19 protein-coding genes are annotated in these 22,565 nt (G+C 59.4%); 5 read left to right on the forward strand and 14 right to left on the reverse strand.

What is annotated here, in order from left to right:
- Nucleotides 1-47: 47 nt before the first annotated feature.
- From VGN12_15005 to VGN12_15040, 8 genes are all read right to left on the reverse strand, one after another.
- Nucleotides 48-1,436 carry a prepilin-type N-terminal cleavage/methylation domain-containing protein gene (locus VGN12_15005; protein ID HEY4310757.1) on the reverse strand — a complete coding sequence of 463 codons (1,389 nt, stop codon included), beginning with the start codon at nucleotides 1,434-1,436 and terminating at the stop codon, nucleotides 48-50.
- A gap of 53 nt (nucleotides 1,437-1,489) precedes the next feature.
- Nucleotides 1,490-2,764, reverse strand: coding sequence for a prepilin-type N-terminal cleavage/methylation domain-containing protein (locus VGN12_15010; GenBank protein ID HEY4310758.1), 1,275 nt, complete (start codon nucleotides 2,762-2,764; stop codon nucleotides 1,490-1,492).
- Nucleotides 2,765-3,066: 302 nt separating this feature from the next.
- The gene (locus tag VGN12_15015; GenBank protein ID HEY4310759.1) at nucleotides 3,067-4,245 is read right to left on the reverse strand and encodes a type II secretion system protein; all 1,179 of its coding nucleotides are present in this window, start codon (nucleotides 4,243-4,245) and stop codon (nucleotides 3,067-3,069) included.
- 118 nt (nucleotides 4,246-4,363) lie between these two features.
- A complete protein-coding gene (locus tag VGN12_15020; protein HEY4310760.1) occupies nucleotides 4,364-5,701 on the reverse strand; it encodes a type II secretion system F family protein in 1,338 nt (445 codons plus the stop codon).
- Nucleotides 5,702-5,796: 95 nt separating this feature from the next.
- Nucleotides 5,797-7,512, reverse strand: a complete 1,716-nt coding sequence (locus VGN12_15025) for an ATPase, T2SS/T4P/T4SS family (protein HEY4310761.1) — start codon at nucleotides 7,510-7,512, stop codon at nucleotides 5,797-5,799.
- A 189-nt stretch (nucleotides 7,513-7,701) separates the two neighbouring features.
- Complete coding sequence (locus tag VGN12_15030; protein ID HEY4310762.1) at nucleotides 7,702-8,832, reverse strand: type IV pilus twitching motility protein PilT; 1,131 nt, start codon at nucleotides 8,830-8,832, stop codon at nucleotides 7,702-7,704.
- A 439-nt stretch (nucleotides 8,833-9,271) separates the two neighbouring features.
- Nucleotides 9,272-10,987: an ATPase, T2SS/T4P/T4SS family gene (locus VGN12_15035; protein ID HEY4310763.1), complete on the reverse strand. Its 1,716-nt coding sequence runs from the start codon at nucleotides 10,985-10,987 to the stop codon at nucleotides 9,272-9,274.
- A 381-nt stretch (nucleotides 10,988-11,368) separates the two neighbouring features.
- Nucleotides 11,369-12,181: a hypothetical protein gene (locus VGN12_15040; protein ID HEY4310764.1), complete on the reverse strand. Its 813-nt coding sequence runs from the start codon at nucleotides 12,179-12,181 to the stop codon at nucleotides 11,369-11,371.
- A 413-nt stretch (nucleotides 12,182-12,594) separates the two neighbouring features.
- Here VGN12_15040 and VGN12_15045 point away from each other — a divergent pair, with 413 nt between their 5' ends.
- Nucleotides 12,595-13,278, forward strand: coding sequence for a response regulator transcription factor (locus tag VGN12_15045; GenBank protein HEY4310765.1), 684 nt, complete (start codon nucleotides 12,595-12,597; stop codon nucleotides 13,276-13,278).
- Nucleotides 13,279-13,597: 319 nt separating this feature from the next.
- Nucleotides 13,598-14,743: a quinolinate synthase NadA gene (gene nadA, locus VGN12_15050; protein HEY4310766.1), complete on the forward strand. Its 1,146-nt coding sequence runs from the start codon at nucleotides 13,598-13,600 to the stop codon at nucleotides 14,741-14,743.
- A 167-nt stretch (nucleotides 14,744-14,910) separates the two neighbouring features.
- Here the strand turns inward: nadA and VGN12_15055 are convergent, their stop codons facing one another.
- The 4 genes from VGN12_15055 to prfB form a co-directional block, all read right to left on the reverse strand.
- On the reverse strand, nucleotides 14,911-15,717 hold the full coding sequence (locus tag VGN12_15055; protein ID HEY4310767.1) for a hypothetical protein: 807 nt from the start codon (nucleotides 15,715-15,717) through the stop codon (nucleotides 14,911-14,913).
- A gap of 480 nt (nucleotides 15,718-16,197) precedes the next feature.
- The gene (locus VGN12_15060) at nucleotides 16,198-16,905 is read right to left on the reverse strand and encodes a hypothetical protein (protein ID HEY4310768.1); all 708 of its coding nucleotides are present in this window, start codon (nucleotides 16,903-16,905) and stop codon (nucleotides 16,198-16,200) included.
- Nucleotides 16,906-16,972: 67 nt separating this feature from the next.
- Entirely contained in the window at nucleotides 16,973-17,668 is a 696-nt protein-coding gene (locus tag VGN12_15065) for a hypothetical protein (protein HEY4310769.1), read from the reverse strand.
- Nucleotides 17,655-18,777 (reverse strand): peptide chain release factor 2 gene (gene prfB, locus VGN12_15070; GenBank protein HEY4310770.1). Its coding sequence is split into 2 segments (ribosomal slippage): nucleotides 17,655-18,707 and nucleotides 18,709-18,777, totalling 1,122 coding nucleotides; the frame shifts between segments, so codons are not numbered across the junction. The genes VGN12_15065 and prfB overlap by 14 nt, the downstream gene beginning before the upstream one ends.
- A 295-nt stretch (nucleotides 18,778-19,072) precedes the next feature.
- Between prfB and VGN12_15075 the strand changes: the two genes are divergently transcribed.
- Nucleotides 19,073-19,684, forward strand: coding sequence for a hypothetical protein (locus VGN12_15075; protein ID HEY4310771.1), 612 nt, complete (start codon nucleotides 19,073-19,075; stop codon nucleotides 19,682-19,684).
- Between the two features lie 130 nt (nucleotides 19,685-19,814).
- Here VGN12_15075 and VGN12_15080 read toward each other — a convergent pair whose 3' ends face one another.
- Nucleotides 19,815-19,982, reverse strand: coding sequence for a hypothetical protein (locus VGN12_15080; protein HEY4310772.1), 168 nt, complete (start codon nucleotides 19,980-19,982; stop codon nucleotides 19,815-19,817).
- 48 nt (nucleotides 19,983-20,030) lie between these two features.
- Complete coding sequence (locus tag VGN12_15085; GenBank protein HEY4310773.1) at nucleotides 20,031-20,432, reverse strand: TspO/MBR family protein; 402 nt, start codon at nucleotides 20,430-20,432, stop codon at nucleotides 20,031-20,033.
- Between the two features lie 53 nt (nucleotides 20,433-20,485).
- Between VGN12_15085 and VGN12_15090 the strand changes: the two genes are divergently transcribed.
- Together VGN12_15090 and VGN12_15095 are read left to right on the forward strand one after the other, a co-directional pair.
- A complete protein-coding gene (locus tag VGN12_15090; protein ID HEY4310774.1) occupies nucleotides 20,486-20,803 on the forward strand; it encodes a hypothetical protein in 318 nt (105 codons plus the stop codon).
- Nucleotides 20,804-21,011: 208 nt separating this feature from the next.
- On the forward strand, nucleotides 21,012-22,526 hold the full coding sequence (locus tag VGN12_15095) for a DUF1501 domain-containing protein (protein ID HEY4310775.1): 1,515 nt from the start codon (nucleotides 21,012-21,014) through the stop codon (nucleotides 22,524-22,526).
- Nucleotides 22,527-22,565 lie beyond the last annotated feature (39 nt).

Genomic DNA, 22,565 nt, shown 5'->3' on the forward strand with positions numbered 1-22,565 from the left:
AATACTGCCTGCTGCCTGCTGCCTGCTGTTTGCAGATGTAATCATCTCTATCGTCCCCCCAGCCTTTGCATTTCGATCGCCAGTTGGCGGGATTCCATGATCTCGACGTACGACCCGTAGCCGGGCGTGCCGTTGTACACGCCGTAGCCGCCGTTATTGAAGGCCGTGGCCGAGACATTGTTCTCGGCGGTGCTGATCGTACCGGACTTGTTGTCGATCGAAACCCACAGACTGGTCATGTCCTGCCAGTTCAGGTAGGGCTTGAAATTCGAGTCGCCCGGGTCGAACGGCGCGCTGGCGTTAGCGGGTGAGATGATGTGCGGCGGCGACGTCGGCAGCGGCACGAATTCGCGATGGCCGATCAGCAAATGAATCGGCGTCAGCGGCTTGATGGGTATCGGAATAGGACAGGGGAGCGACGACGCTATTCCCTGAGTGGTCGCCGAGTCGTTGCCCCAGCACCAGACGGTATCGATCGCGCCTGACGGGGCGAACATGATGATGATCGACGACGTGTCAGGCGCACTGCCCCCCAGTGGCGATCCAGAGCCACCACTCGTTCCGGGACGCGGCCAAATGGGCTGAAACGAATAGGTGTATCCGTAGGCCGACAGCAACGTGCTTGCTTGTGTGATTTGTTGGTTCGGCACATCGAATCCCGAGAAGTTCAAGTCGATGACGGTCGAGCCCGGCAACGTGACCCCCGCCGCTGCGCTGCGAACTGGCTGACGGAGGATTTGAAATCGATAGAAGCCATCTGCGGGCGCACTTAAACCGCCGGTGCCCGTGACCGCGACGATTTGCCAATGATAGGAAACAGAAGTCGCAGGATCGATCGTGTACGTGCCGACCGCGGGCGCGGGATTCAATGTCGTGGAAAGAGGCGGTTGGTAGAAAGCCTGCGGCGAACTATTCGCCGTGGCTATCGGGTTCGGCCAAAGCTGGAAATACGATCCCTGATTGTTGAAGCGGATGAGATCGCCGACGCGAATCGTGCCAATCCAGCCGACGTCCGTTGACGGGACATTGGTGGAGTTCGACGGGTCGGTCGGCCCGGTGCTCGGAGATGGAACGCCGATGAAAGTGATCAATCCGCTCGACACAGCCACGACCGACGAAAGTGAATCACCGGTGTAGGGGAGCGGCACTTCGGCGTAACTCAGTGAAACGCTCGCCTCGGGCAGGCCGGCGAGCCGATCGAGGACCACCGCATAGGGCCGGCCCGACTGCATGGCACGATTCCGCGCCCCGGTGAGCGTGGAACTGACGATGCGGGCCCCCTCACGCACCTGCCGGTTCGACATGATCGGCGCGAGCATCGGAATGGCAGACGCCGCCAGAAGCGAGAAGATCACCAGCACGACCAATAGCTCGACGAGCGTCGCGCCGCTGTGGCCGAGAGATAGGCATCGATTCTTATTCTTGCGGTCGTTCACAAATGTTGCCGGTTGTTCAGGCGATGATTAGGCGTCGAGACTTAATGCTTTGCTTATTGTTGTCCGAGCAAGTGATTGGTCACGTTATCGGTGTAGCCGACGTCGACGTCGGTAGGATCGGGTGCGCCCACAAGGGTAGAGTTGTTCGGATAAGTCGTTGTGTATGGCGAAGCAACGGCGAACGGGTTATAGATCGGCCAGGCCGGAACAGGAGAAAACGGAATTACGGTATTTGTCGGCGCTGCGAGGTAGTTGTAGAACTTGCATATCCAATTTGGCGAGGCCAGCGCATAACCGTTGCCGTCGATTGGCGGGTGTTGAATCCCATCGATTCCGTCAGCGCCCATCGAATAAACCAACGGGACCAATGCCATTCCGTCCGCGTAGTTCGTTGCTAAAGGAAACGCTTGCAGATCGTTATTTGTAAGATTGCTGGGATTAAACGGATGCTGCATCTTCAACGGGTCGAAGGGGTCGTGGTTCTTTGCGGTGAAGTGCGGATCTGAGGGACTGTTCACCGGGTCATAAGGCTGAAAGTCAGAAATGAAGCCCGGCGCCCAGCGGATGAAGCGAATGGGCCGCCCCCAAGCATCTTGGAACTCGGGCATACCGTCGTTGTCGGCATCACCGATGCTGTCCGGGTTGATTAGTTCACCCGCCACGGTGTCATCGCTGAGCCCCGTGTTGAGAATCATGTACAGGCATTCCGCGTCCTCGAATTCCGCGCTCGGGGTCAGCGCGTTGGAATTGCATTTGCGCTGGTATGAGAGGTTCGTCGCCGTCGGCTGCAGCGTAAGGTTGCCGCCAATCGGCCCTTTATACCATTGATTTGTACTTGCGCTGTCATAAGTAAAGTACGGGGCAACGATAGGCGCCGAAGTTGATGATGGAAGTCCGTGAAGATTCGGCAACCCGAGGGCATTCGGATTCGGAATCGCCATCACGTCCGAGTACCGATCGGGCAACTCCATCCGCATCAACTCGCGAATCGCATTCAAGCGGTGCAGCGCCGACTGCTGTGCAGTGAGGCCGGCCGTGTTGATGGGCAATCGTCGCGTCCGGTACGACTCGTAGCGGATCATTAATTGGCCGTGCAGCTTGGCGATCAGCGCCTGCGTGTTAGCCTGGTTCGCGGCTTGTTGGGCGGCGCGCGCGGCCACCAAAACGATGCCTGCCAGGATGGCGATGATTACGATCGTGACCAGCAGTTCGACAAGCGTGAAGCCGCGCCGATTGTTTAGTGGCGCAGCAGTGGCGCACTGCGAATGCTTCTGACTGCGCCGTATGGCGTTTGTAGATTGTCGGCGAATGTTCTGTTCCGGGTACATTGCCTACCGCGTTTCGATTGTTTTGCCACCTGACGTCGCGCTCCCTGGCCGGCCCGCGTGTCTCTGCGACCGCGTCGTGCGGTCGATCGCTTTTCGGATCCGCTCTCGCGGATCCTCGTTCGCCGGCCTGTTGGCCGGATGTCGCGTATCCCTCGGTCTCCCTCACCCTGCCCTCTCCCAGAGGGAGAGGGGTTTTTTGTTTTCGGCATTCGTAGGGTGCCCTGTGGGCACCAACAAAAACGGGTCGTCATTTCTGATTTGGTGCATGCAGTGCACCCTACATTATCGATACCCGCACATGACTATTGGGGGACGTTATCCTCGATCTTCGAATCGATGAAGTTGGTCAGGTTGTCGTTGTCCCCTGTGGTGACGTACACCTGCGACCCCTGATTGGCAGTCTGCGGAACGACGGGTACGTACTGGCGCCCGGCGCCTGCAATTTCATACTGCGAGCCGCCGTATTCGTAGTCCAATCCGCCGGCAATCAACTGAAACTTCTTGGGGCTCCAGGGCAGGAGCTGTTGCGTCGTCGCGTAGGGAACAGCAAAACCCCATTCCGCCGCCATGTCAGTGGTTTTATGACCTGATCTCGCCGGTGTTTGATAGACGGTATGCGGGTTAGTCGGCATGGAGCCGGTCACGAGTGTCGAAAGCGAGCCTTGGGGGGCACCGTACGGAGAGCCCAGCACGATAGGAAAGAAACCGGGGTAGGTCGCGACCATCGTTTGATTCAGGAACTTGTACGAGTAGCTGTTCGGCTCGAAATAGACGAATGGGGGTACGCCCGTGATTTTATTGGTGCTTCCCTTGGGAGTGTACTCGGGCCAACCGTCGCCATCGACGTCCGTAAGACGTGTTTCATCGAATTCATAGAGCGAGGGGAGACGCGAACCCTTCACAGCAAACGGATTCGTTGGGTTGGCGCTAAAGCCCCACAGAACATTGTTGGTCGTAAACTGCGACGTCGTCGTGTCGTATGCGGCAGGCGGACCAGCAAGCCAAAATACCAGCGACTCGGCAGCATCCATGTTATCTAGATCCAGGGGGATCGGCGCGCCGCTGGGATTAGACAGGTCGCGGACACTCCAATTGTTAGCCAAGTACCAAGCGACATCGTTCGTGTTGTTCAGCCACTGCGCTTGATAGTTGTTGGTCAACCGAGAAAAGCGCTTTCGCAATGACCGGTTGAACAAGTCGTATCGAGACGGACTCGGCGCGCTGTTCGAATTTGCATTCTGCACAGCCGGTATCGCCATGCAGGCTGGGTATTCGCTGCCGTAGTTGTTCTTGTACGACTGCAGCGCTGTGTCGAGGTTCGCGATGTCGACCTTCGTGGCGGCATTCTTGGCGGCGTTAATCGCGAAGGTGACTGCCACGCCCAAGAGCGATGCCAGCATGCCGATGATGATCAGCGACATCATTAGTTCGACGAGCGTAAAGCCGGCTCGCGGTGCGATGCGCGAAGCACGGATCCTCACCCGCGCCTCTCCCTGGAAGGGCAAGGGGTGATCTTGTCGCGACGGCGCGCCTGCGGTGGTCAATGGCCTGTTCCCTGTATTGCACATAAATTCACTCCTTGGCATGCGGCACGCCGTATTACTTTCCGCCCGAGAGGTTGGTGATCAAATCGATCAGTGGCAGGAACAAGGCGATCACGATAAAACCGACCATCACGCCCAGCACGACGATCATCAACGGTTCGAGCAAGCTAACGAGGCTTTCGGTGAGTACGGCCACTTCCTCGTCGTAATTATCCGCGACCTTGTAGAGCATCGTATCGAGCTCGCCCGTCTCCTCGCCGACGTCCACCATGTTGACGACCAGGTCGTCGACGATGCGCTGGTTCATCCGCGTGATATAGATCAGGACGCCGATCGGCCCGACGATGAAGACGAACCAGAAAAAGGCCGCCATGATGTGAAACTTGGGGCGCGAGAACTCCTTCATCGGCCGCGAGATCGATTCGCCTTCGCGAATCGACTCGTAAATTTTGGTGTACATGTTCTCGAACACGGCGTTACCCGACGTTTCGCGCGTGATGTTCAGGGCTTCGAGAATTGGCACGCCGCTGGCCACCAACGTGCCGAGCGTGCGCGTGGTGCGGGCGACGATGTTCTTCTCGATGATCTGGCCGAAGACCGGAATTTTCAGCAGAAACGTGTCCCAGCCGACTCGCCCGTGCCGGAATTTGCGGATCAATTTGACCGTCAGCCAGAAGCTAATGGGTATGACCGGAATCAGGTACCAGTAATGGACCGTGGCGTAGCTCAGGTTCACCAACAGCACGGTCATGGCCGGCAGCTTTAGACCGAAGCCGTCGAAGATCTTGATGAACTCAGGCACGATCTTGTACATGATGAAGACCAAGATGCCCACGGCGACGGTGATCACGACCACCGGGTAGACAAGGGCGCCTTTCACCTTGCGCTTCAAGGACTCGGACTTTTCCTGGAACTCGGCCAAGCGGCGGAGAATGATTTCCAGGGCACCACCCGCCTCGCCGGCCTTGATCATGTTGACGTACAGCCGGTCGAAGGCCTTATGCTGCTTCGACATTGCCTCGGACAGGGTCGAACCGGATTCGATGTCGTCGCAGACGTCGATCAAGCTGTTCTTCAGACGCCCGCCCTTCTGCTGTCCTTCGAGGATTCGCAAGCTGCGCAGAATCGGCAGGCCGGCGTCCTGCAAGATGGACAACTGGCGCGTAAAGGTGGTCAGCACTTTCGACTTTACGCCGCCGATGGCGAAACTTTTTTTCTTGCCGCTTTTCTTCTTTTCGGCAGCTGCCTTCCGGGCCTTCTTGACTGAGATCTTCGTGACGAAGTATCCCATCTGCCGAATCGTAGCTTGCGCTTCTTCTTCGCTCGGCGCCTCGATCAGGTCCTTGATCTCCTGACCCGTGGCGTCCATCGCTTCGAATTGAAAAGTCGGCATAGCAAGCTCCCGAGGAAATGATGAATCAAGAAGCGGCGCGGAAGCGCGACTTTTGCTTATTCATCATTCATCGTTTTGTATTCATCGTTCATCGTTTATCCGTCGACGATCGTTTCGCGTACGACTTCTTCGACAGTGGTCGTTCCGGCGTAGCATTGCGCCATGCCCATGTCGCGCAGCGGGACCATGCCGTAACTGCGGGCCTTATCGCGCAAATCGTCGGTCGAGGCATTGCGTATCACCATCTCACGCAGGTCGTCGTTCATAATCATCAGCTCGAAGAGCCCGACGCGCCCTTTGTAGCCGGTGTTGTTGCAGTTATCGCATCCCTTGCCGCGGTAGAACTTCTTGTCTGCCACGTCGGTTTGCGTCAGTTGCAACTCGGCGAGCGACTCGGCGCTGGGGCGGACTTCCTCGCGGCAATTGCTGCAAATGCGCCGCACGAGCCGCTGGGCCAAGATGGCTTCGACCGTGGCCGTGATCAAAAACGGCTGCACGCCCATGTCGCGCAACCGCGTCACGGTGCTGGGGGCATCGTTCGTGTGCAGGGTGCTAAACACCATGTGGCCTGTGAGCGAAGCCTGCACGGCAATTTCGGCGGTTTCCACGTCGCGAATCTCGCCCACCAGGATGCGATCCGGATCCTGACGCAGAATGGCCCGCAGGCATGCGGCGAAAGTATTGCCGATCGAAGCGTCGATCGGCACCTGCACGATGCCGTCGATGTCGTACTCGATCGGGTCTTCGGTGGTGATGAGCTTGTCCTGGATATGATTCAATTCTGACAGCGCCGAATAAAGCGTGGTCGTCTTGCCCGATCCGGTGGGGCCGGTTACCAGCACGATGCCGTTGGGCTTGCCGATGACGACACGAAATTGACGCATCAGGTCGGCGTTCATGCCGACGCCATTCAGGTCGAGCTTCACAACCGAGCGGTCGAGGACCCGCATGACGACGCTTTCGCCGAACATCGTCGGCAGCACCGAGACGCGCAAGTCGACCGGATGGCCGCCGACCGATAGCTCGATGCGGCCGTCCTGCGGCAAACGTCGTTCGGCGATGTCGAGATTGGCCATAACCTTGATACGGGTGGTAATGGCGAAAGCCAGGTGGCGCGGCGGCGGCACCATCTCGTACAAGACGCCGTCAGCCTTGATGCGGATCTTGAACTCGTTCTCGAACGGCTCGAAGTGCAAGTCGCTGGCATGGTCCTTGATGGCCAACAGCAGCACCATGTTCAATAGCTTGCGGACCGGCGCGCTGTCGGCCAGCGCCTCGACACTGGTCAGGTCGATCGGACCTTCACGGCCCATCATGGCCGCCGCGGCCTTGATGTCCTTATCCTGCTCCATGTCCGTGATCAGCGACTCGAGGCTTTCCGCCGTAGCGTAGTAACGCTCCAGAGCCCCCTTCACGTCGCGCTCGGTGGCGACGACCGCGCGGACGTCGTAGCCGAGGAAGTTGCGCAGCTCGTCCAGGATCGAGAGCTTCTGCGGATCGCACATCGCGATCACAAGCGTGCCGTTCTTGAAGCTCACCGGGATGATGCGGTAAAGCTGCGCCATCGGCTCAGTAACGTAGGCCAGCACGTCGGGCGGAATAACGACCTCCGAGAGGGAGATCACCTGCATGTTCATTTGTTCGGCCAGGGCCTGGGCCAACTGGTCGTCCGAGACCAGCCCCATGCGCTCCGCCACCTGGCCCAGCAACTCGTCAGGACGTTGCTGCTGCTCTTCGAGCAGCATTTCGAGTTGCTCGTCGGTGATGAACCCCAGATCGACGAAGATCTGGCCGATACGTCGCATTGCCATAAATGTCGTGCCCTGTCGGCGTCTTTTTAGATCGCGCTGGTGGTGGCTATTCTGATAAGGCCCGTTTCAGGGGACCGTCTTTTACGATTCGCTTCCGTCCGCGGCGGCGGATTGTATTGGTCTATCGTGCGTTTGTGCTTCTAGGCCGTTTCGCGCGAGGCTAGCTGGGCGTTAGTCGTGTACCTTCGCTTAGTGCCCGTGCCCCTCTTTCTTTTCCTTTTCGCCTTTCTCTTCGACTTCGTCATCCAGGCCCTCGTCGGCACGCTGTAGTCGCCGTTTCAAGTCGTCCGGCGAATTGGCCTTGAACAGGACCTCTTCCTTGCTGACGATCCCCTCCTTCCACAGGCGGAACATGTGATCGTCCAACAACTGCATTCCGAACTTCATGCCGGTCTGAATCGCCGAATTGATGCGGAACGTCTTGTTCTCACGGATCAGGTTGGCAATGGCCGGGGTAACGACCAAGAGTTCATGCGCCGCGACGCGGCCCCCCCCGATCTTCGGCAACAGCGCCTGCGACAAGATGCCGATGATCGACGTCGAAAGCTGCGTGCGGATCTGATCCTGCTGACTGGTGGGGAACACGTCGATGATGCGGTTCACCGTGCCCTGCGCGCCAGTCGTGTGCAACGTTCCGAACACAACGTGGCCGGTTTCGGCGGCCGTGATCGCGGCTTCGATCGTTTCCAAGTCGCGCATTTCGCCGACCAGGATCACGTCAGGATCTTGTCGTAATGCACGGCGAATAGCTTCGGCGAAGCTCGGCACGTCGACGCCGACCTCGCGCTGATTGACGGTCGACTTCTTGTGCTCGTGATAGAACTCGATCGGATCTTCGATCGTGATGATGTGATGGTCGACGGTTTCGTTGAGGTAATTGATCATACTGGCCAGGCTGGTCGACTTGCCCGATCCGGTGGGACCGGTCACCAGAAACAGGCCGCGCGGACGCATGATCATTTCCTTGCACACCTCGGGCAGTCGTAGCTGCTCCATGGTGAGCATGGACGTCGGGATTTGCCGCAGCACCATCCCGATGTTTCCCTTCTGCTTGAAGATGGAAACACGGAATCGGGCGGCCGTACCGAAGGCGAAGCCGAAGTCGCTACCACCAACTTCTTGCAATTCTTGCTGGCAGCGTTCGGGCGCGATGCTCTTCATCAGGCTGACCGTATCATCGCCGGTCAGCACCTTGGTCTCGAGCTTGCGCATGCGGCCGTGCAACCGAAGAACCGGTGGCTGGCCGACAGCGATGTGCAGATCGCTAGCCCCTTGGGTAACGACGGTCTGCAACAGCTTGTCAATTAAGATCGTACCCACGAAGTGCCTCCCGCGCGGTCTGCCGGTGGCGAGCCGCCGTCGGTCGGAGCACCCCTGAATCCCTCCAACACCATGGGCTCGCCGCGATAACCGAGCCTGCGATTTCCGTCCCCCTCAGAACGGTTCGCTTTTGGAAGACTCGGCTCGCCTCGCTTTTCCTGGTGTTGCCTGGCTAGGGATTATTCGCCCCCTCCGCCCGCGACTCAAATTTTGCCACCTCGATGCCGCAATTCTCTGTTCGATTAACTATTCGCCTGTTCACTCACGATCGATCGATTCGTCCTGCCTGCTTTGTCGCATCACGAGCGCGACTGGTCGTCGGCCCGCCACTCACGCATGCCATATTTAACACGCACTTGCCATACCTGTACGCGGCGACTGCCATTCTGTAGACGCCACGGAACCTGCGCCACTCTCGATTCAAGTGGTCGCCAGGCGATCATTCTTGGCCCGTTCGCTTGGCGACTCGGAAGACCTCTTCGATCGAGGTGATCCCCTTCATCGCCTTGATCATTCCATCTTGGTAAAGCGTCTTCATCCCGTTTGCCATCGCCACCTTACGGAGTTCCTGAGTCGAGGTTCCCTGGAAGGCCATTTCGCGAATCTTGGATTTCATCAGCAGCAACTCGTAAATGCCGATGCGACCACGGTAGCCGCTGCGCTGGCAGTTTCCGCACCCTTTCCCCTTCATGAAGTGCGCCTTCTCGGCGATCTCGCGGCGAATGCCCGCTGACTCGAGCACGGCGTCCGAAGGCATATAGGGCTGCTTGCATTTAGTACAAACCACGCGCACCAGACGCTGTGCCAGGATCGCGATCACGCTGCTAGCCACCAAATAGGAGGGTACTCCCATGTCGACCATACGTGTAACAGCGCCGGGCGCATCATTCGTATGAAGCGTGCTAAATACTAAGTGTCCCGTCAGAGAGGCTTGAATTCCCATCTCTGCCGTCTCTGAGTCACGCATCTCGCCCACCAGAATCACATTTGGTGCCTGCCGCAACATCGAGCGAATGATTCGGGCGAAGTCGAGCCCGATTCCATGGCTCACTTGCACCTGATTGATGCCAGGGAGGTAGTACTCGACCGGATCTTCGGCCGTGATAATCTTGCGGTCGGGACGGTTCAGGTCGTTGAGCGCGGCATATAGGGTGGTGGTCTTTCCCGAACCAGTCGGGCCGGTGACTAGGATGATCCCATTTGGACGCCGTACGAGTCCGTTGAAGTTGCGGAAGTCCTCTTCCGAGAGCCCGAGCTGTCGTAGCCCGACCTTAATGCTGTCTTTATCCAAAATACGCATAACCACGGATTGGCCGTGGTTAGTGGGAAGCACGCTGACGCGGAGATCGAGCTCTTTTTCGCCGACTGTCACCTTGATCCGCCCGTCCTGGGGGCGACGGCGTTCCGCAATGTCGATCTTTCCCAAAATCTTGATGCGGGAGAGGATCGCCCCCAATAGTCGGCGGGGGGCTGCGTCCCGTTCGATCAGCACGCCATCGATTCGGTAACGAACGCGGACACGATCTTCGAACGGTTCGATGTGAATATCCGAGGCCCTCAGTTGCACGGCTTCTGCAATGATCAATTGCACCAGTCGCACGATGGGGGCGCTAGTTTCATCGACCACCTCACCGCCGGAGTCGCTGCTCTCGACGGTTTCCGTGAAGTCGATCGCCGTGTCAGTGAACTCCTGCAACATCGAGTCGGCGCTTTCGCCTTCCGTCTGACCATAATGCCGGTTGATGGCATCGACGATATGTTCACGGGGCGCCAGGGCGATATCGACCTTGCAATTGAGGATGAAACGCAGCTTGTCGAGCGTATCGAGATCGTTCGGATCACTTACGACCACCTTCAGCGAATCGTCCTCTTTTGCCAGGGGCAGAATGGCATTTTCGCGGGCCACGGACTCCGGGACCAACTCCACGACCGATGGTGGAATCGCGATTTCGCTCAGATTGACGTAATCGAGCCCATGCTCCTGCGCGATGGCCCGCATGACATCGTCGCTGCTGGCATAGCCCAAACGCACTAGGGCATCGCCCACTTTGACGTTCGAGGCCCGAGCCATCTGATTCGCCTCGGCCAACTGGTCGGCGCTGATGACCCGTTGGCGAATCAAGATCTCAGTAAAGTCGCGCATCCCTGTTGCCATCGCTCTCTCGATTACATGCGGTTGAGGAACAGTAATTCTTGACGCCGGCGCGGCGCATTGGATTCGGCCTAGTGTCCCCGAAAAGCCGACTGCTGACGACTGGACGGGCGTGAAGGTTCGCGTCGATTCGGCGGCCGTTAGAGGTGGCTACACCGACGAAACGACGACGGGGGCGAACGCCTCCGTGGAAATCATACCTAAGCCCTGATCTGGTTCAGAGTAATGGCGTGATTCGGAGGTGTCAATCAAACCTCGGCCGTTGCGCAGTCCAGCGCGCCGACAGGGCGATGTGGGCCGCCACGATCGTTAGGAACCTAATAAACCGAGGGCCGGATCAGGGGGCAGCCGACGCGTCACGAAGTGCATCTGCGATGGGCCCTGCTAACGCGCCCCCGGTCCGTACAGCGAGGGCGACATGAGGGGCACTGGCCGGGCCTGCTTCGTCTCGATTTTGCGGGCGTCCTGGCGCACTTGAGTCGCCAGCTCGCGCACGGCATCCGCTCGGTCATATTGTCCAGCCTGCTCCAGCAGTTCGGCGGCCTCGGCCAGATGGCGCTCGGCGGGGCGCAACAGATGCGCGGCCCAAGGATTGGGCGTTTCGGGGGCGGGCCAGTTCTTATACTCGGCCGAGGTCGACGGTACAGCGTCGTCCTCTTCCTCGAACTGGCGAATGGCCTCGGCGATCGTTCGTTCGTCCGACGCGGCGGCTTTGCTTTGATCTTCCGCCCAAGCGTCCGTCTCGCGCGATGGTTGGTCGAACATCGTGCCAGCGATTGGATTCACGCCGACCGCACGCCGCAGTTTCAGAATCTCACGCGCGGCAAGACTGGTTCGGGGGCGTGAGTCGGATTGCTCGCCACTCCGAGCCGAGGGTGCGGACTGATCGTGAGGCGCGGGGGGGGCAATGCGCCTATTGATCTTGTCTTGCGCCGCGGAGCATCCGGCGCAAGACCGATGCGTTTCGTCGTCGAGCACGACCTGTGGGTTTTCCGCCAAATTATCGTCGACGAACTCGCTGAGAAATACTGCCCGCCAATCCAAGGCCTGGGGCAGATCGTCGAGCTGTAAATCATTGATCAGTTCAGCCGGTTGATCACCTTCGGCGTCGGCCAATGAGACCTCGGTGATCAATACGACGAACATGGGCAGCAGGATGGCTCGCCAGCCGCGCGGCGCTTGAAAAAATGCTTGCATGGGTCCTCACCTCGACGAGATCGATTGGGAAGCTTCGAACTCTCCAATGCTGTCATCCAGGGTTCGTGCCAGCATCGGGATCGGAATTATAGGCCCGCGAAGGGCGACATCCCTAGAGCATTTGCCAGCCCCTGCGACGCAACCTCGCCGCCCAATCACGTCAACTCAGACCGCTCACTCCCTCATTCGCGCGAATGGCGGGATTCGACCACTATTTAGCAATTTTCTACTACGACGCGGTTTCGGTGTGACAACCCGTTGTCACCGGGGCTCGCTACAGTTCGGGAGAGATCAGCTTTCGTCAGGGGGCGTCGGAAATGCAGCTTATTGAAGACTTACCACGGCAACTCGACGGCCTTACTGCCGATCACCAAGCAAGAACCATGGCAAAGCGGCAACCGCGACACGACAGCATGAAACATTCAGGTGGCGAGCAGCCAGCCCTCTGCACCGTAATGGTGGCGGATGACCAGTTGATGGTGGCTGAGGGACTGGCTCGATTGCTCGCAGCGGTCGAAGGTTGCCAGATCAAACTGGTGACCAGCGACGTGCTGCGGCTAATGTCCGCGGCTGAGGATGAACCACCGGGGCTCGTTGTCATTGATACGGCGATGGCACAGTCGCTTCGCGTTGCACGGGCGCTCGCGACGCGGTGCCCCAGAACCAAGGTCATTCTGCTTGATGAATTTCGTCTCGAAGCGCATCTGCAACGGGCCATCGACTGCGGCGCAGCGGGCTACTTGACGAAGTGCGATGCGCCGGCTGACCTGACGGCGGCAGTTCGCAAAGTGCTGACTGGCGCTCTAGCGTTTCCTGGGCCCCTTCCTATACCGCCGCCACTGCCCCCGGGCGCCCCTAACACAGAGACCATGAAGGGAAATGGCCCGCACGGACTTTCGCTGCTGACACGGCGCGAATTGGAAGTACTGACACGCCTGGCCGAAGGACTGAAAGTTCGCGACGTAGCTCGCTCCTTGGGAATCAGCGCCAACACGGTTGAAAACCACAAAGCCCACGTGATGCGAAAACTCGGCCTGCACAAAAATGTCGAACTGGCGCGGTTCGCCATCCGGCATGGGCTCGTCTCGGACGATTAGCAGTGCTTGAGAGCCTGCCTCGCACCGGCAATCCGAGTCGGGGCAGCCTTGGCTTGTCGACTTCTATTTTGCGTTCCCTGAGGCTATCGTGCCGCGCCAAGGTGTGGCCGCTGTTGCGTAACGCTCGGTGGGCGCTGGCTGTCTCCGCTCCTGAACGGGGGATATACTTCCGTATCCCCCCGCATTTGCGATTTCCGACCGCAGGCGGGCTGGTGCCGAGTTTGCCTCGCCTGATTAAGTTACGCCATTCGATCCGTGGTTTCTCGGGTCGAGACGACGCGGCGTCGAATAGCAAAAGCATGAAAAGAGTTTCGAGACCATGAGCGTTTTGACCGATTCGCGGACGCAACCGCAGTTTGAGCTGCAGCCGTACAAGTCGCTCGAAAATGACGCGCTGCACAAACGTATTCAGTCCGTGCGCGACGCGCTCGGCAAGCGACTGCTGATTCTCGGTCATCATTATCAGCAAGACGAAGTCATCGCGCTCTCGGACTTGCGCGGGGACAGCTACCAACTGAGCCGCATGGCGGCCGACAGCCGCGATTGTCGGGCGATCGCTTTTTGCGGCGTGCATTTCATGGCCGAGACGGCCGACGTTCTGGCAAATCGCCCTGAGCGGCTCGCGGAACGTCACGGCGAACGTGTGACGGTCATTCTGCCCGACATGGCCGCCGGCTGCTCGATGGCGGACATGGCGATGATCGACCAGGTCGAGAATTGCTGGAGCGATCTTGGCGAGGTGCTCGACACCAAGGACATCACGCCGGTGACGTATGTGAATTCCGCGGCCAGCCTGAAAGCATTTTGTGGTCGTCACGGTGGTATCGTCTGCACATCCAGCAACGCGGCCGCCGTGCTCGAGTGGGCTTTCGAACGCACGCGCCGCGTATTGTTCTTTCCGGACCAGCATCTGGGGCGCAACACGGCGTTACGCATGGGAATTGGTATCGAAGAGATGCCGGTTTGGAATCCTCACGCCGAGTCATTCGGCGGCAACACAGAAGAGACGTTGCGGAATTCGCGCGTCGTGCTGTGGCAAGGACATTGCAGCGTCCATCAGATGTTTCGAGCCGAGCACATCGATCAATTTCGCGCCCGGCACCCCGGCATAAAAATCCTGGTCCACCCCGAATGTACGCGCGAGGTGGTCGACAACGCCGACATTAGCGGATCGACGGGCAAGATCATTCGCGAAGTAGAAACGGCCTCGCCCGGTACCTGCTGGGCGATTGGCACCGAATTGCACCTGGTCAACCGCTTGAAACAAGAGCATCCCGAGCAAGAGATTCACTTTCTCTCGCCGGTGGTTTGCATGTGCGCCACGATGTATCGCATCGACCTGGCGCATTTGTGCTGGAGCCTGGAGAATTTGGCCGCGGGCACGCCGGTCAACATCGTGGAAGTCGACGCGGAGACATCGCGATGGGCGCTGGTGGCGCTTGAGCGAATGCTCGAAGTGAAATGAAGCATCGTCCACGTTAGTCGACAGCGGAGCGGGCGACGGGGTCGGACGTCCCGTCCGCCTTCTTTCGCCGGGGGCGGGCGGCTCGCCCGCCTTCTGTCGGAAGCGCGTTGGATTGAGGTGGACGAGACGTCCGCCCCCCAAGAAGTTGACGCCTCGCGTTGCGCGATTTATTTCGCGTCGACTTTCTGGCAGTAAGCGATCTTGTCGGCCGTCGTCGTGGGCAGTTTTCCGGCCGGCGCTTTGACCGCGGCCTTCTCTGCGACCGAAGCCGCTTGAGCTACCGGCGCTGCTGGCGCCTCGGCAACTGGCTCCGCGACCTCTTCGGCCGGCGCGGCCGATGCCGCCTTGGCACGGGCTGCGGCCAGAATATCGGCGGTCGACATTTTGCCACCAGCAGGCTTCGCCGCTGGTGCGGCTGGCTTGGCGGCGGGGGCCGCGGCCTTCGGTGCGGCAACCGCAGGGGGCGAGGCGCCCCCGGCTTGTTTCGCGCGAGCCGCAGCCAGGATGTCCGCCGTGCTCAACTTTGCACCGGCTGGCTTGGCCGGGGCTGCTGCTTCGCCTTTAGCGGGAGCGGCGGGCGCCGCGCCGCCGGCCTTCGCGCGAGCGGCGGCCAATATGTCCGACGTGGATTTCTTCGCTCCACCGGCCGCCGGTGCGGCAGGCTTCGCCACTGCGGCTGCGGGCTTCGCAGCGGCCGGCTTTGGTGCGGCGGCGGGCGTGGCTTCCTTTGCCTCGGCGGGCTTGGCGGCCGGCTTGTCGACGATCTTCAAGAAGTCGAGCGCGATATCGTACCAGCCGATATTGTTGTTGCCGTCGAACTCGACCAGCGCCCGACCGCTCATATTCACGGTCTTGATCTGGCCTGTCTGGCCGTGAAAACGACTCAGCTCGGGACGACCTACGTCGGCCACGACATATTTATCGGTGTAGTCGTTCTTCAGCTTATCGATCGCGTCAAAGTCGAACGCAGGCATGGAGAATCTCGCCGCGGCAAAGGGGTAACGAGGCTCGGGCGGGCTTTCGCAGGGTTGGGCCAGGGAAAACCCGGGAAAGCCAGCATTCTGGCCAAACAGGGGCCTGAAATCAAGGTGGGGGTAGCAGGGCAGCGTTAACTGGGCCTGGCACGTGCGGTTAGTCCGGCACTATGGGACAGCCGCAGATCGGCCTCGGTCAAATGCTATGGGGAGTAGCCTGTTTAGCTTGCATTTTGGCAAGTTGGGCTCCGCGATCCGAATTGCAGGACTTCGACGTGGTGCGTCTGGCTCTAGGCCCGACTTTGATCGTTGGAAGCGTGTGTCTGCTCTTCGGAGGTTGGCGCTTTGCGCTGTTCGCCGTGGCAATCGGCCTTGGCACGCTTGTCATCGTGGCAACAGCGTCACTGTTATTGTTGGTCGTTCTGTGCCACCCACCGATTTGACGCGACTGGCTCCTGGCATGATGTGACGAATCGAGCCTTACGGCCACATAATAACGAAACGAGGTCGTGCTTTCTTAAGCTCGGCCACGCCACTGGCGGTAACCTTCGAGCCCGCAAGCCAAAGCGAGTGGTGGTCAACCGGCTTTTGGTCTGGAAGACCGACCAAGATCTTCAGTCCGGCGTCAGAAACTGCCGTGTCACACAGATTCAGATGGAATAGGTTGGTAAGCGCAGTCAGGTTGTGTAGGCCATCGTCCGTAATCTGAGTGTTACGAAGGCCGAGTTGCTCAAGGTGTTCCATGCGACCGATCGCCGCCAGCCCCTTGTCGGTAATCCTTGTGCCATCTAACCGCAGCACGGTGAGATACTTCAAGCCGGCGAGCCTTTCAAGCGCGTTATCGGTGACTCTAGTGTTTACAAGAATAAGCGTGTCGACATCAGGAATTTGATCCAAGAACGACAAGTCGTCGTCGCCTACTACGGTATTCGAAAGGTCAACTTCGGGGTGATTCTGTAAAACTGCCACGCGACGCGTATTAAATCCATCAACGTAGTCGTTGAAATGTGACACCGTTCCGCCTAACGCAGCAACGCGCGCACCAGCAATTCGATGGCGGAGCATCATTGCAACCTCAGCTCGCCAGATTGCCAAGGGAATCGCGACGATGACGATAACGCTAAATAGGGCGACCATCGAGAAACGCAATTGAAATCGTGAAGTTGCTGTCGGGCCTTCGCTTTTCATGTCATGGCACAGCGCGTCGCCTAAGAATTAGACAGCCAAATGGTGCGTCGAGGCTACTACGTCGATTCTAGCCTCCCGAAAACTCATATCGCCAGCGAACCGTTTGTGGCCAGGCTCTCAATTGCGGCGAGGCCGGTTCAATGAGAACAGTGGCCGACGATTCATCCAGCTCGAGTCGGCTTGTCTCGCGGTCGACACTTAAGATAACGCCCGGAGCGAGTTCGATGTGTGCGTCATCAATCACGTGGCACGGTGCCAGGATTCGGTAACGGCTGCCGATTCGCGTTGGCGCCTCGGCGGCTCGGCAGGCGATGTCGAATTGCAGTCGCGGTGGTTGGGGCGTCGGCGCCGGTGTTTCCCCTGGCCCTGGCATACGAAGCGAATGAGGCGGACCACCGCCTGGTGTGAACGTGCGAGGAGCGTCGGTCGCCGCTGGCAGGCCCGACACGGCCTCATGATGCTGCGACAGTGCGGCTGTGGCCGTGATCGCAACCGACCAGTGGCTACGGCCGGCACGACCCACGGCCATTATCACGCGCTCGCTGCCGCGCTCTTCGAGGTGCCAATCGGTAAGCGGAGGACTGGCGGGCCAGTCTTCGCCAGCGTTTGCATCAGGAACCTGGTCGATCGATTCCCACAGCGGCATCGCGTGCTCGCCGTTCTCATCGTGAGAAACCCATTCCAGGCGCTGCCCGAGCCGATCGCCGCGCGGCAGCCAGACGATACGCAATGTGCCCGCCACGAGCGGATCAGGAATCTTCACCGGCTTCCTCGATCGGTTGGCCGGCGCGCCAGCGAAGAAACGCGTCGAGGAAGGGCTGGATCTTGCCATCCATCACGCTCTGGAAGTTGCCGATTGCGTAGCCAGTGCGAGAATCCTTGACACGTTGATCCGGGTGCAGGAAGTAGTTGCGGATCTGGGAACCGAAACCGGTCTTGGCCTGATTTTGGTACTTAGCGGCTTGCTCGGCCTCGCGTTTCTCTTCTTCGAGGCGTGCCAGCCTGGCTCGCAACATCTTCTGCGCGAGAGCGCGGTTCTTATGTTGACTGCGTTCCTGCTGACACTGGACGACCACACCGCTCGGCATGTGGGTCAGGCGGATGGCACTCGACGTTTTATTGACGTGCTGCCCGCCAGCGCCACTGGCGCGGAAAACGTCTTCGCGCACGTCCTCGTCGTTAATTTCGATCTCGGCCGACTCGGGCACCTCGGGCGAGACGTCCACGGCGGCGAAACTGGTCTGCCGCTTTCCTTCAGCATTAAACGGGCTGATGCGCACCAGCCGGTGCATGCCAGTTTCGCCCTTTAGGTAGCCGTAGGCCATCGGACCACGGACCATGACCGACGCGTTGTTAATGCCGGCCTGCTCATTGTCCTGCCGATCCAATAGCTCGACCTCGTAACCATTGTCTTCGGCCCAGTGCAGATACATGCGCAGCAGCATCTCGGCCCAGTCGTTGGCATCGGTGCCGCCGTCGCGGGCGTTGATCGAAAGGATGGCGTTGTTCGGATCGTGCGGACCGTTGAGCAGGGCTTTGAGCTCGAGATCCTCAAGCACTCCTTCCAGCCTATCCAATTGCGGCGCGATCTCGGCCGCGAGACCGTCATCCTCATCAGCAAGCTCGAGCATGACGTCCAGGTCGGCGACCGACTTGATCAGCTCCTTGAGCGGCTTGACGATCGTCGATACGGCCTTGAGCTCGGCGACGGTTGCTTGCGCGGATTCTGGTTTGTCCCAGAAGCCGGCCTCGCTCATTTGCGCTTCGATGGCGGTGGCGCGCTTTTGGCGGGTGTCAAAGTCAAAGAGAGTCTCGTAGTTGAGTAACCCTTTGGCGGATGCCCTTGGCGCGATCGGAAAGCTCCTTATTCACGGACGTAATCCTTTGGCTGGGGACAGGACAAACGAAGGCAGTCGATATGGTAAATGAGGTCGACCAGGAAATTTTATCGGTTTACGGGCCAATCTGCCACCAGGGCTGTGCGGACGCGGATCGGGTGCGGGCTCGTCACGAGCTAGCGGAACTGCTGCGGCGCGGACCGTGCAGGCGTCAAAATCGTTGCAACGCCGCGCCGCGAACTCGAAGCTATATTTCCGCGAGGTCCAGGCCCGGACCGGCGTGTTTTCCCTTCAGCATGCATCCCAATTAATGGACGAGGTATAAGACGATGTTGAATCGACGATGGATTTTCGCAGCCGGCCTGGCGATTTGCGGCGGCTTGATGTTGCAATTCGTGACGCCGCTGTCGGCCCAGCAGAAGGACGCACCCGCGGCGGACGCTCAGCAGGACGACAAGAAGGAAAAAGAAAAAGAGAAGGACCTCGACCTGCGCTATGCCAAGGCCTACCTGAAGCTGATGGAAGTGACACTGAATAAGTATCGCGAAACGAATCGCAAGTTGCCCAACACCATTCGGCCGAGCGTAATGCAGGCGATCGAAGAGAGCGTCCGCGAAGCTCGCGAGCGGGTCACACTGATCGACAAGGATGATACGAAGGAAGGCGACATCTATCTTTCGGGAGCTAACGCCGAGCTGCGAGATGCCACGGAGTCGCTGCGCAAAGCCGAAGCCGCGAACGTGCAATTCTCGGGCACGATCAGCGCCGAAGAAATTGAACGGTTGAAGGCCGAACTAGAGGTGGCCATGATCAACGTCGAGAAGGCCAAGCACCTCGGCTCCGAATCGCCGTTGGCGAACGTGCGGTATGAACTCGAGCAGTTGCGTGAAGAGGTCGCCGAGCTGCGGATGTTCGTGGCCCTGTTGCGCGATCGTAACTAAGCGATCGTTGGCGCAAAAGTTGAACGAATCATCAAAGCGAGGCGTGTGCATGGCATGCACGCCTCGCTTTTCTTTTGATCTAAATCTAGGATCACCAGTGCTTCCTCTTAAAGTGTAGTTAGGTGGTGGCCTACTCTTCAGCCTTCGCTTCTTCGACTGCCTCCAAGACAGCCACCGCCGCCTTCGCCATCAGGTGACGTACGCGTTGCCGAACGTCATGCCGATGGTGCTTACGAAGCACGTCCACGATCGCTCGCTCCAAGGCTTCTTCCAGTTCCTGAACTTCGTTGTGATCCATGCTTCTACCTGCGGAAATATTCTTGGTTAGCTGCAGATGACGCGACGGTCACCTTCCCCAATTCATCGCTGTGATCGATAACTGCAGTGTCGTGGCCAAAGAGACCCAGACGAAATAAGGTACCTGAGCCACGGCCACCCACCGATAATGTGTCCAGATCGCCGCCGCCATCCAGATGATGGTGGTCCACACAATCAGAATATCCACCGTCGCCAGCGGGAGACTACGCGTGCCGAACTGAATCGGCGTGAACAGCAGGTTAGCCACGAGGTTGATGGCGAAGGGCAATGCAACGAACCAGCCGATCCTTCCCCGAAGCGCCTGCACAAAAACGAAACCGAACGTGACGAGGATGATCGGGTAGATAATCTGCCAGATCAGCCCGATCGTCGCAGGCGCAGGCGTCCAGCTCGGCTTATGCAGCTCGTTGTACCAGGTCATCCAATCCATACGAAAACCTGTTCATCCTGCTTTTGTGGTTCAGCCTTTAGCCTTGGGAACTAATGATGCGCTGGTATCACGATGTCAGCTACTTTTTCGGCGGCGCATTTCTTGTCAACGCGATCCCACACTTCGTGGCCGGTGTCATGGGGCACCCCTTTCAAAGCCCGTTTGCCACGCCGATGGGCGAAGGGTTGTCGCCTGCCTGGGTCAACGTCTTGTGGGGTGCGGCAAATCTTATTGTTGCGTACCTGCTCTTGGCACGCGTGGGCGGTTTCGAATTTCGCCGATGGCGGCACGTTTTGGTCGCCGGAGCCGGCGGACTGGCGATCGCGTTGCAACTCGCGCGGACGTTTGGGCGTTTTTACGGCGGTCTGTGACGGTGGGATCGAGAGAGTCGATGTGCGTGCATGGCCTGGTTAACGGCCAAAATAGTGACCGTGCGAGCAAAAAGTGCCTGGTCGCTGTTCGCCTTGCCCCGGCTCGTCTGGTACGATGAGCGTCATCAGCGCCGGCCCTTATACAACCTTGAGGCGGCCGGCACTGATGCTCGCCTGAAGTGCCAACCTACCCCCGCCAGGACCCGCCATGTTTCGCGTCCTCGGTTCATCGCGTGCCCTCTGCGACGGCCTGACTCGCCGCGAGTTATTGCGCGTCGGCGGACTGGGGCTCGCTGGGTTGGGGCTGGCCGATCTGCTGCGGTTGCAAGACGCCGCGGCTTCTGTGCCTGGCGAGCGTCCTCGCTCGTTTGGCCGCGCGAAGTCGGTAATCCTCCTGCATCTGTACGGTGCGCCGAGCCAGATCGAGTTCGTCGACCCGAAACCGAACGCCCCGGTCGAGATTCGCGGCGAGCTGAAATCGATTCCGTCCAGCTTGGCGGGCTGCGATGTCTGCGAACTGTTACCGAACTTTGCCAAGGTAATGGATCGGACGACTGTGTTACGCTCGGTGACGCACCCCTATCCGCTGCACGGCGTCGCGTATGCGTTGACCGGAGTGCCGGCGATTGATGCGCCAATGGAGCTCAGCCCGCGCGATCCACGGCACTGGCCATTTTTCGGCTCGGTCGTCGATTACGTCGAAACGCAGCGAGAACGCCAGGCGACAGGACCCGCGACCAAGCGGCGCGTACCGAACAATATCGCCCTGCCGTTTCGCTTCAGCACGCGACGCGTGGGCGAAGTGCCGAGGGCCGGGCCCTATGCGTCGTTTCTCGGAAACGAATACGATCCCGTGTGGACGGACTTTGTCGGTAGCGGCACCAAGGCGCTAACGAAGACGCTCGCCCAGCAGAAGTTCGAGGACAACGATCCCTACATCGGCCTGTCGCCGGATAGCCACTTCGTGGTCCCCTCGGCCACGGCGCTATTGCCGGAGCTGACACTCGACCGGCTCGACCGACGACGGACGCTGCTCGCACAACTGGATCAGGCCAGGGCTGATTTGAACTCAAGCGCCGGCGGACGTCAGTTCGATCGTTATCGGCAGATGACGTATACGCTGCTCGAGTCGGATGATTTGCGCAGTGCCCTGGACGTACGGCTCGAACCCGAGGCAACGCGCGACATGTATGGCCGGACATTGTTCGGGCAGGCGTGCCTGGGGGCGCGGCGGCTGGTCGAGGCGGGCAGCCGGATGGTGACCGTCTTTTGGGATGAATATGGTCTGGCCGGCAGCGGTTGGGACACGCATTGGAACCATTATCCGCGCATGCGGCAGGAACTTTGTCCGGGGCTGGATCTGGCATGGTATGGGCTGATTACCGACCTGGACCGGCGCGGAATGCTGGACGATACGCTGGTTGTCTGCACCAGTGAACATGGACGCACGCCGCATATCGCGAACGTGCAGGGGGGCGGCCGAGACCATTGGTCGCGCGTTTATTCGGCGCTGTTTGCCGGCGGCGGCACGGCTCGCGGCCGCGTGGTGGGGGCTTCGGACAAGCATGGCGGCGATGTCGCCAACGATCCGATCAGCCCCAAGGACATGCTGGCCACGATGTACCATCTGCTCGGGATCGACCATCGGTCGATCGTGCATGACGCGCAGGGGCGCCCCCTGCCGCTAGTCGACGGCGATGTGATTTCCGCCTCGCTCGCCTAGGCCCTGCACCGCACTTCGCACCCGCTCATGAGCACATTC

This window comes from Pirellulales bacterium (assembly GCA_036499395.1).
GTDB lineage: Bacteria > Planctomycetota > Planctomycetia > Pirellulales > JACPPG01 > JACPPG01.

Bases quoted from the DNA above. Each gene is read 5' to 3' on its own strand.
- VGN12_15010 (HEY4310758.1), bottom strand. From the start codon at position 2,764: ATGTACCCGGAACAGAACATTCGCCGACAATCTACAAACGCCATACGG.
- VGN12_15020 (HEY4310760.1), bottom strand. From the start codon at position 5,701: ATGCCGACTTTTCAATTCGAAGCGATGGACGCCACGGGTCAGGAGATC.
- VGN12_15025 (HEY4310761.1), bottom strand. From the start codon at position 7,512: ATGGCAATGCGACGTATCGGCCAGATCTTCGTCGATCTGGGGTTCATC.
- VGN12_15035 (HEY4310763.1), bottom strand. From the start codon at position 10,987: ATGGCAACAGGGATGCGCGACTTTACTGAGATCTTGATTCGCCAACGG.
- VGN12_15040 (HEY4310764.1), bottom strand. From the start codon at position 12,181: ATGCAAGCATTTTTTCAAGCGCCGCGCGGCTGGCGAGCCATCCTGCTG.
- VGN12_15045 (HEY4310765.1), top strand. From the start codon at position 12,595: ATGAAACATTCAGGTGGCGAGCAGCCAGCCCTCTGCACCGTAATGGTG.
- nadA (HEY4310766.1), top strand. From the start codon at position 13,598: ATGAGCGTTTTGACCGATTCGCGGACGCAACCGCAGTTTGAGCTGCAG.
- VGN12_15055 (HEY4310767.1), bottom strand. From the start codon at position 15,717: ATGCCTGCGTTCGACTTTGACGCGATCGATAAGCTGAAGAACGACTAC.
- VGN12_15060 (HEY4310768.1), bottom strand. From the start codon at position 16,905: ATGAAAAGCGAAGGCCCGACAGCAACTTCACGATTTCAATTGCGTTTC.
- VGN12_15075 (HEY4310771.1), top strand. From the start codon at position 19,073: ATGTTGAATCGACGATGGATTTTCGCAGCCGGCCTGGCGATTTGCGGC.
- VGN12_15080 (HEY4310772.1), bottom strand. From the start codon at position 19,982: ATGGATCACAACGAAGTTCAGGAACTGGAAGAAGCCTTGGAGCGAGCG.
- VGN12_15085 (HEY4310773.1), bottom strand. From the start codon at position 20,432: ATGGATTGGATGACCTGGTACAACGAGCTGCATAAGCCGAGCTGGACG.
- VGN12_15090 (HEY4310774.1), top strand. From the start codon at position 20,486: ATGATGCGCTGGTATCACGATGTCAGCTACTTTTTCGGCGGCGCATTT.
- VGN12_15095 (HEY4310775.1), top strand. From the start codon at position 21,012: ATGTTTCGCGTCCTCGGTTCATCGCGTGCCCTCTGCGACGGCCTGACT.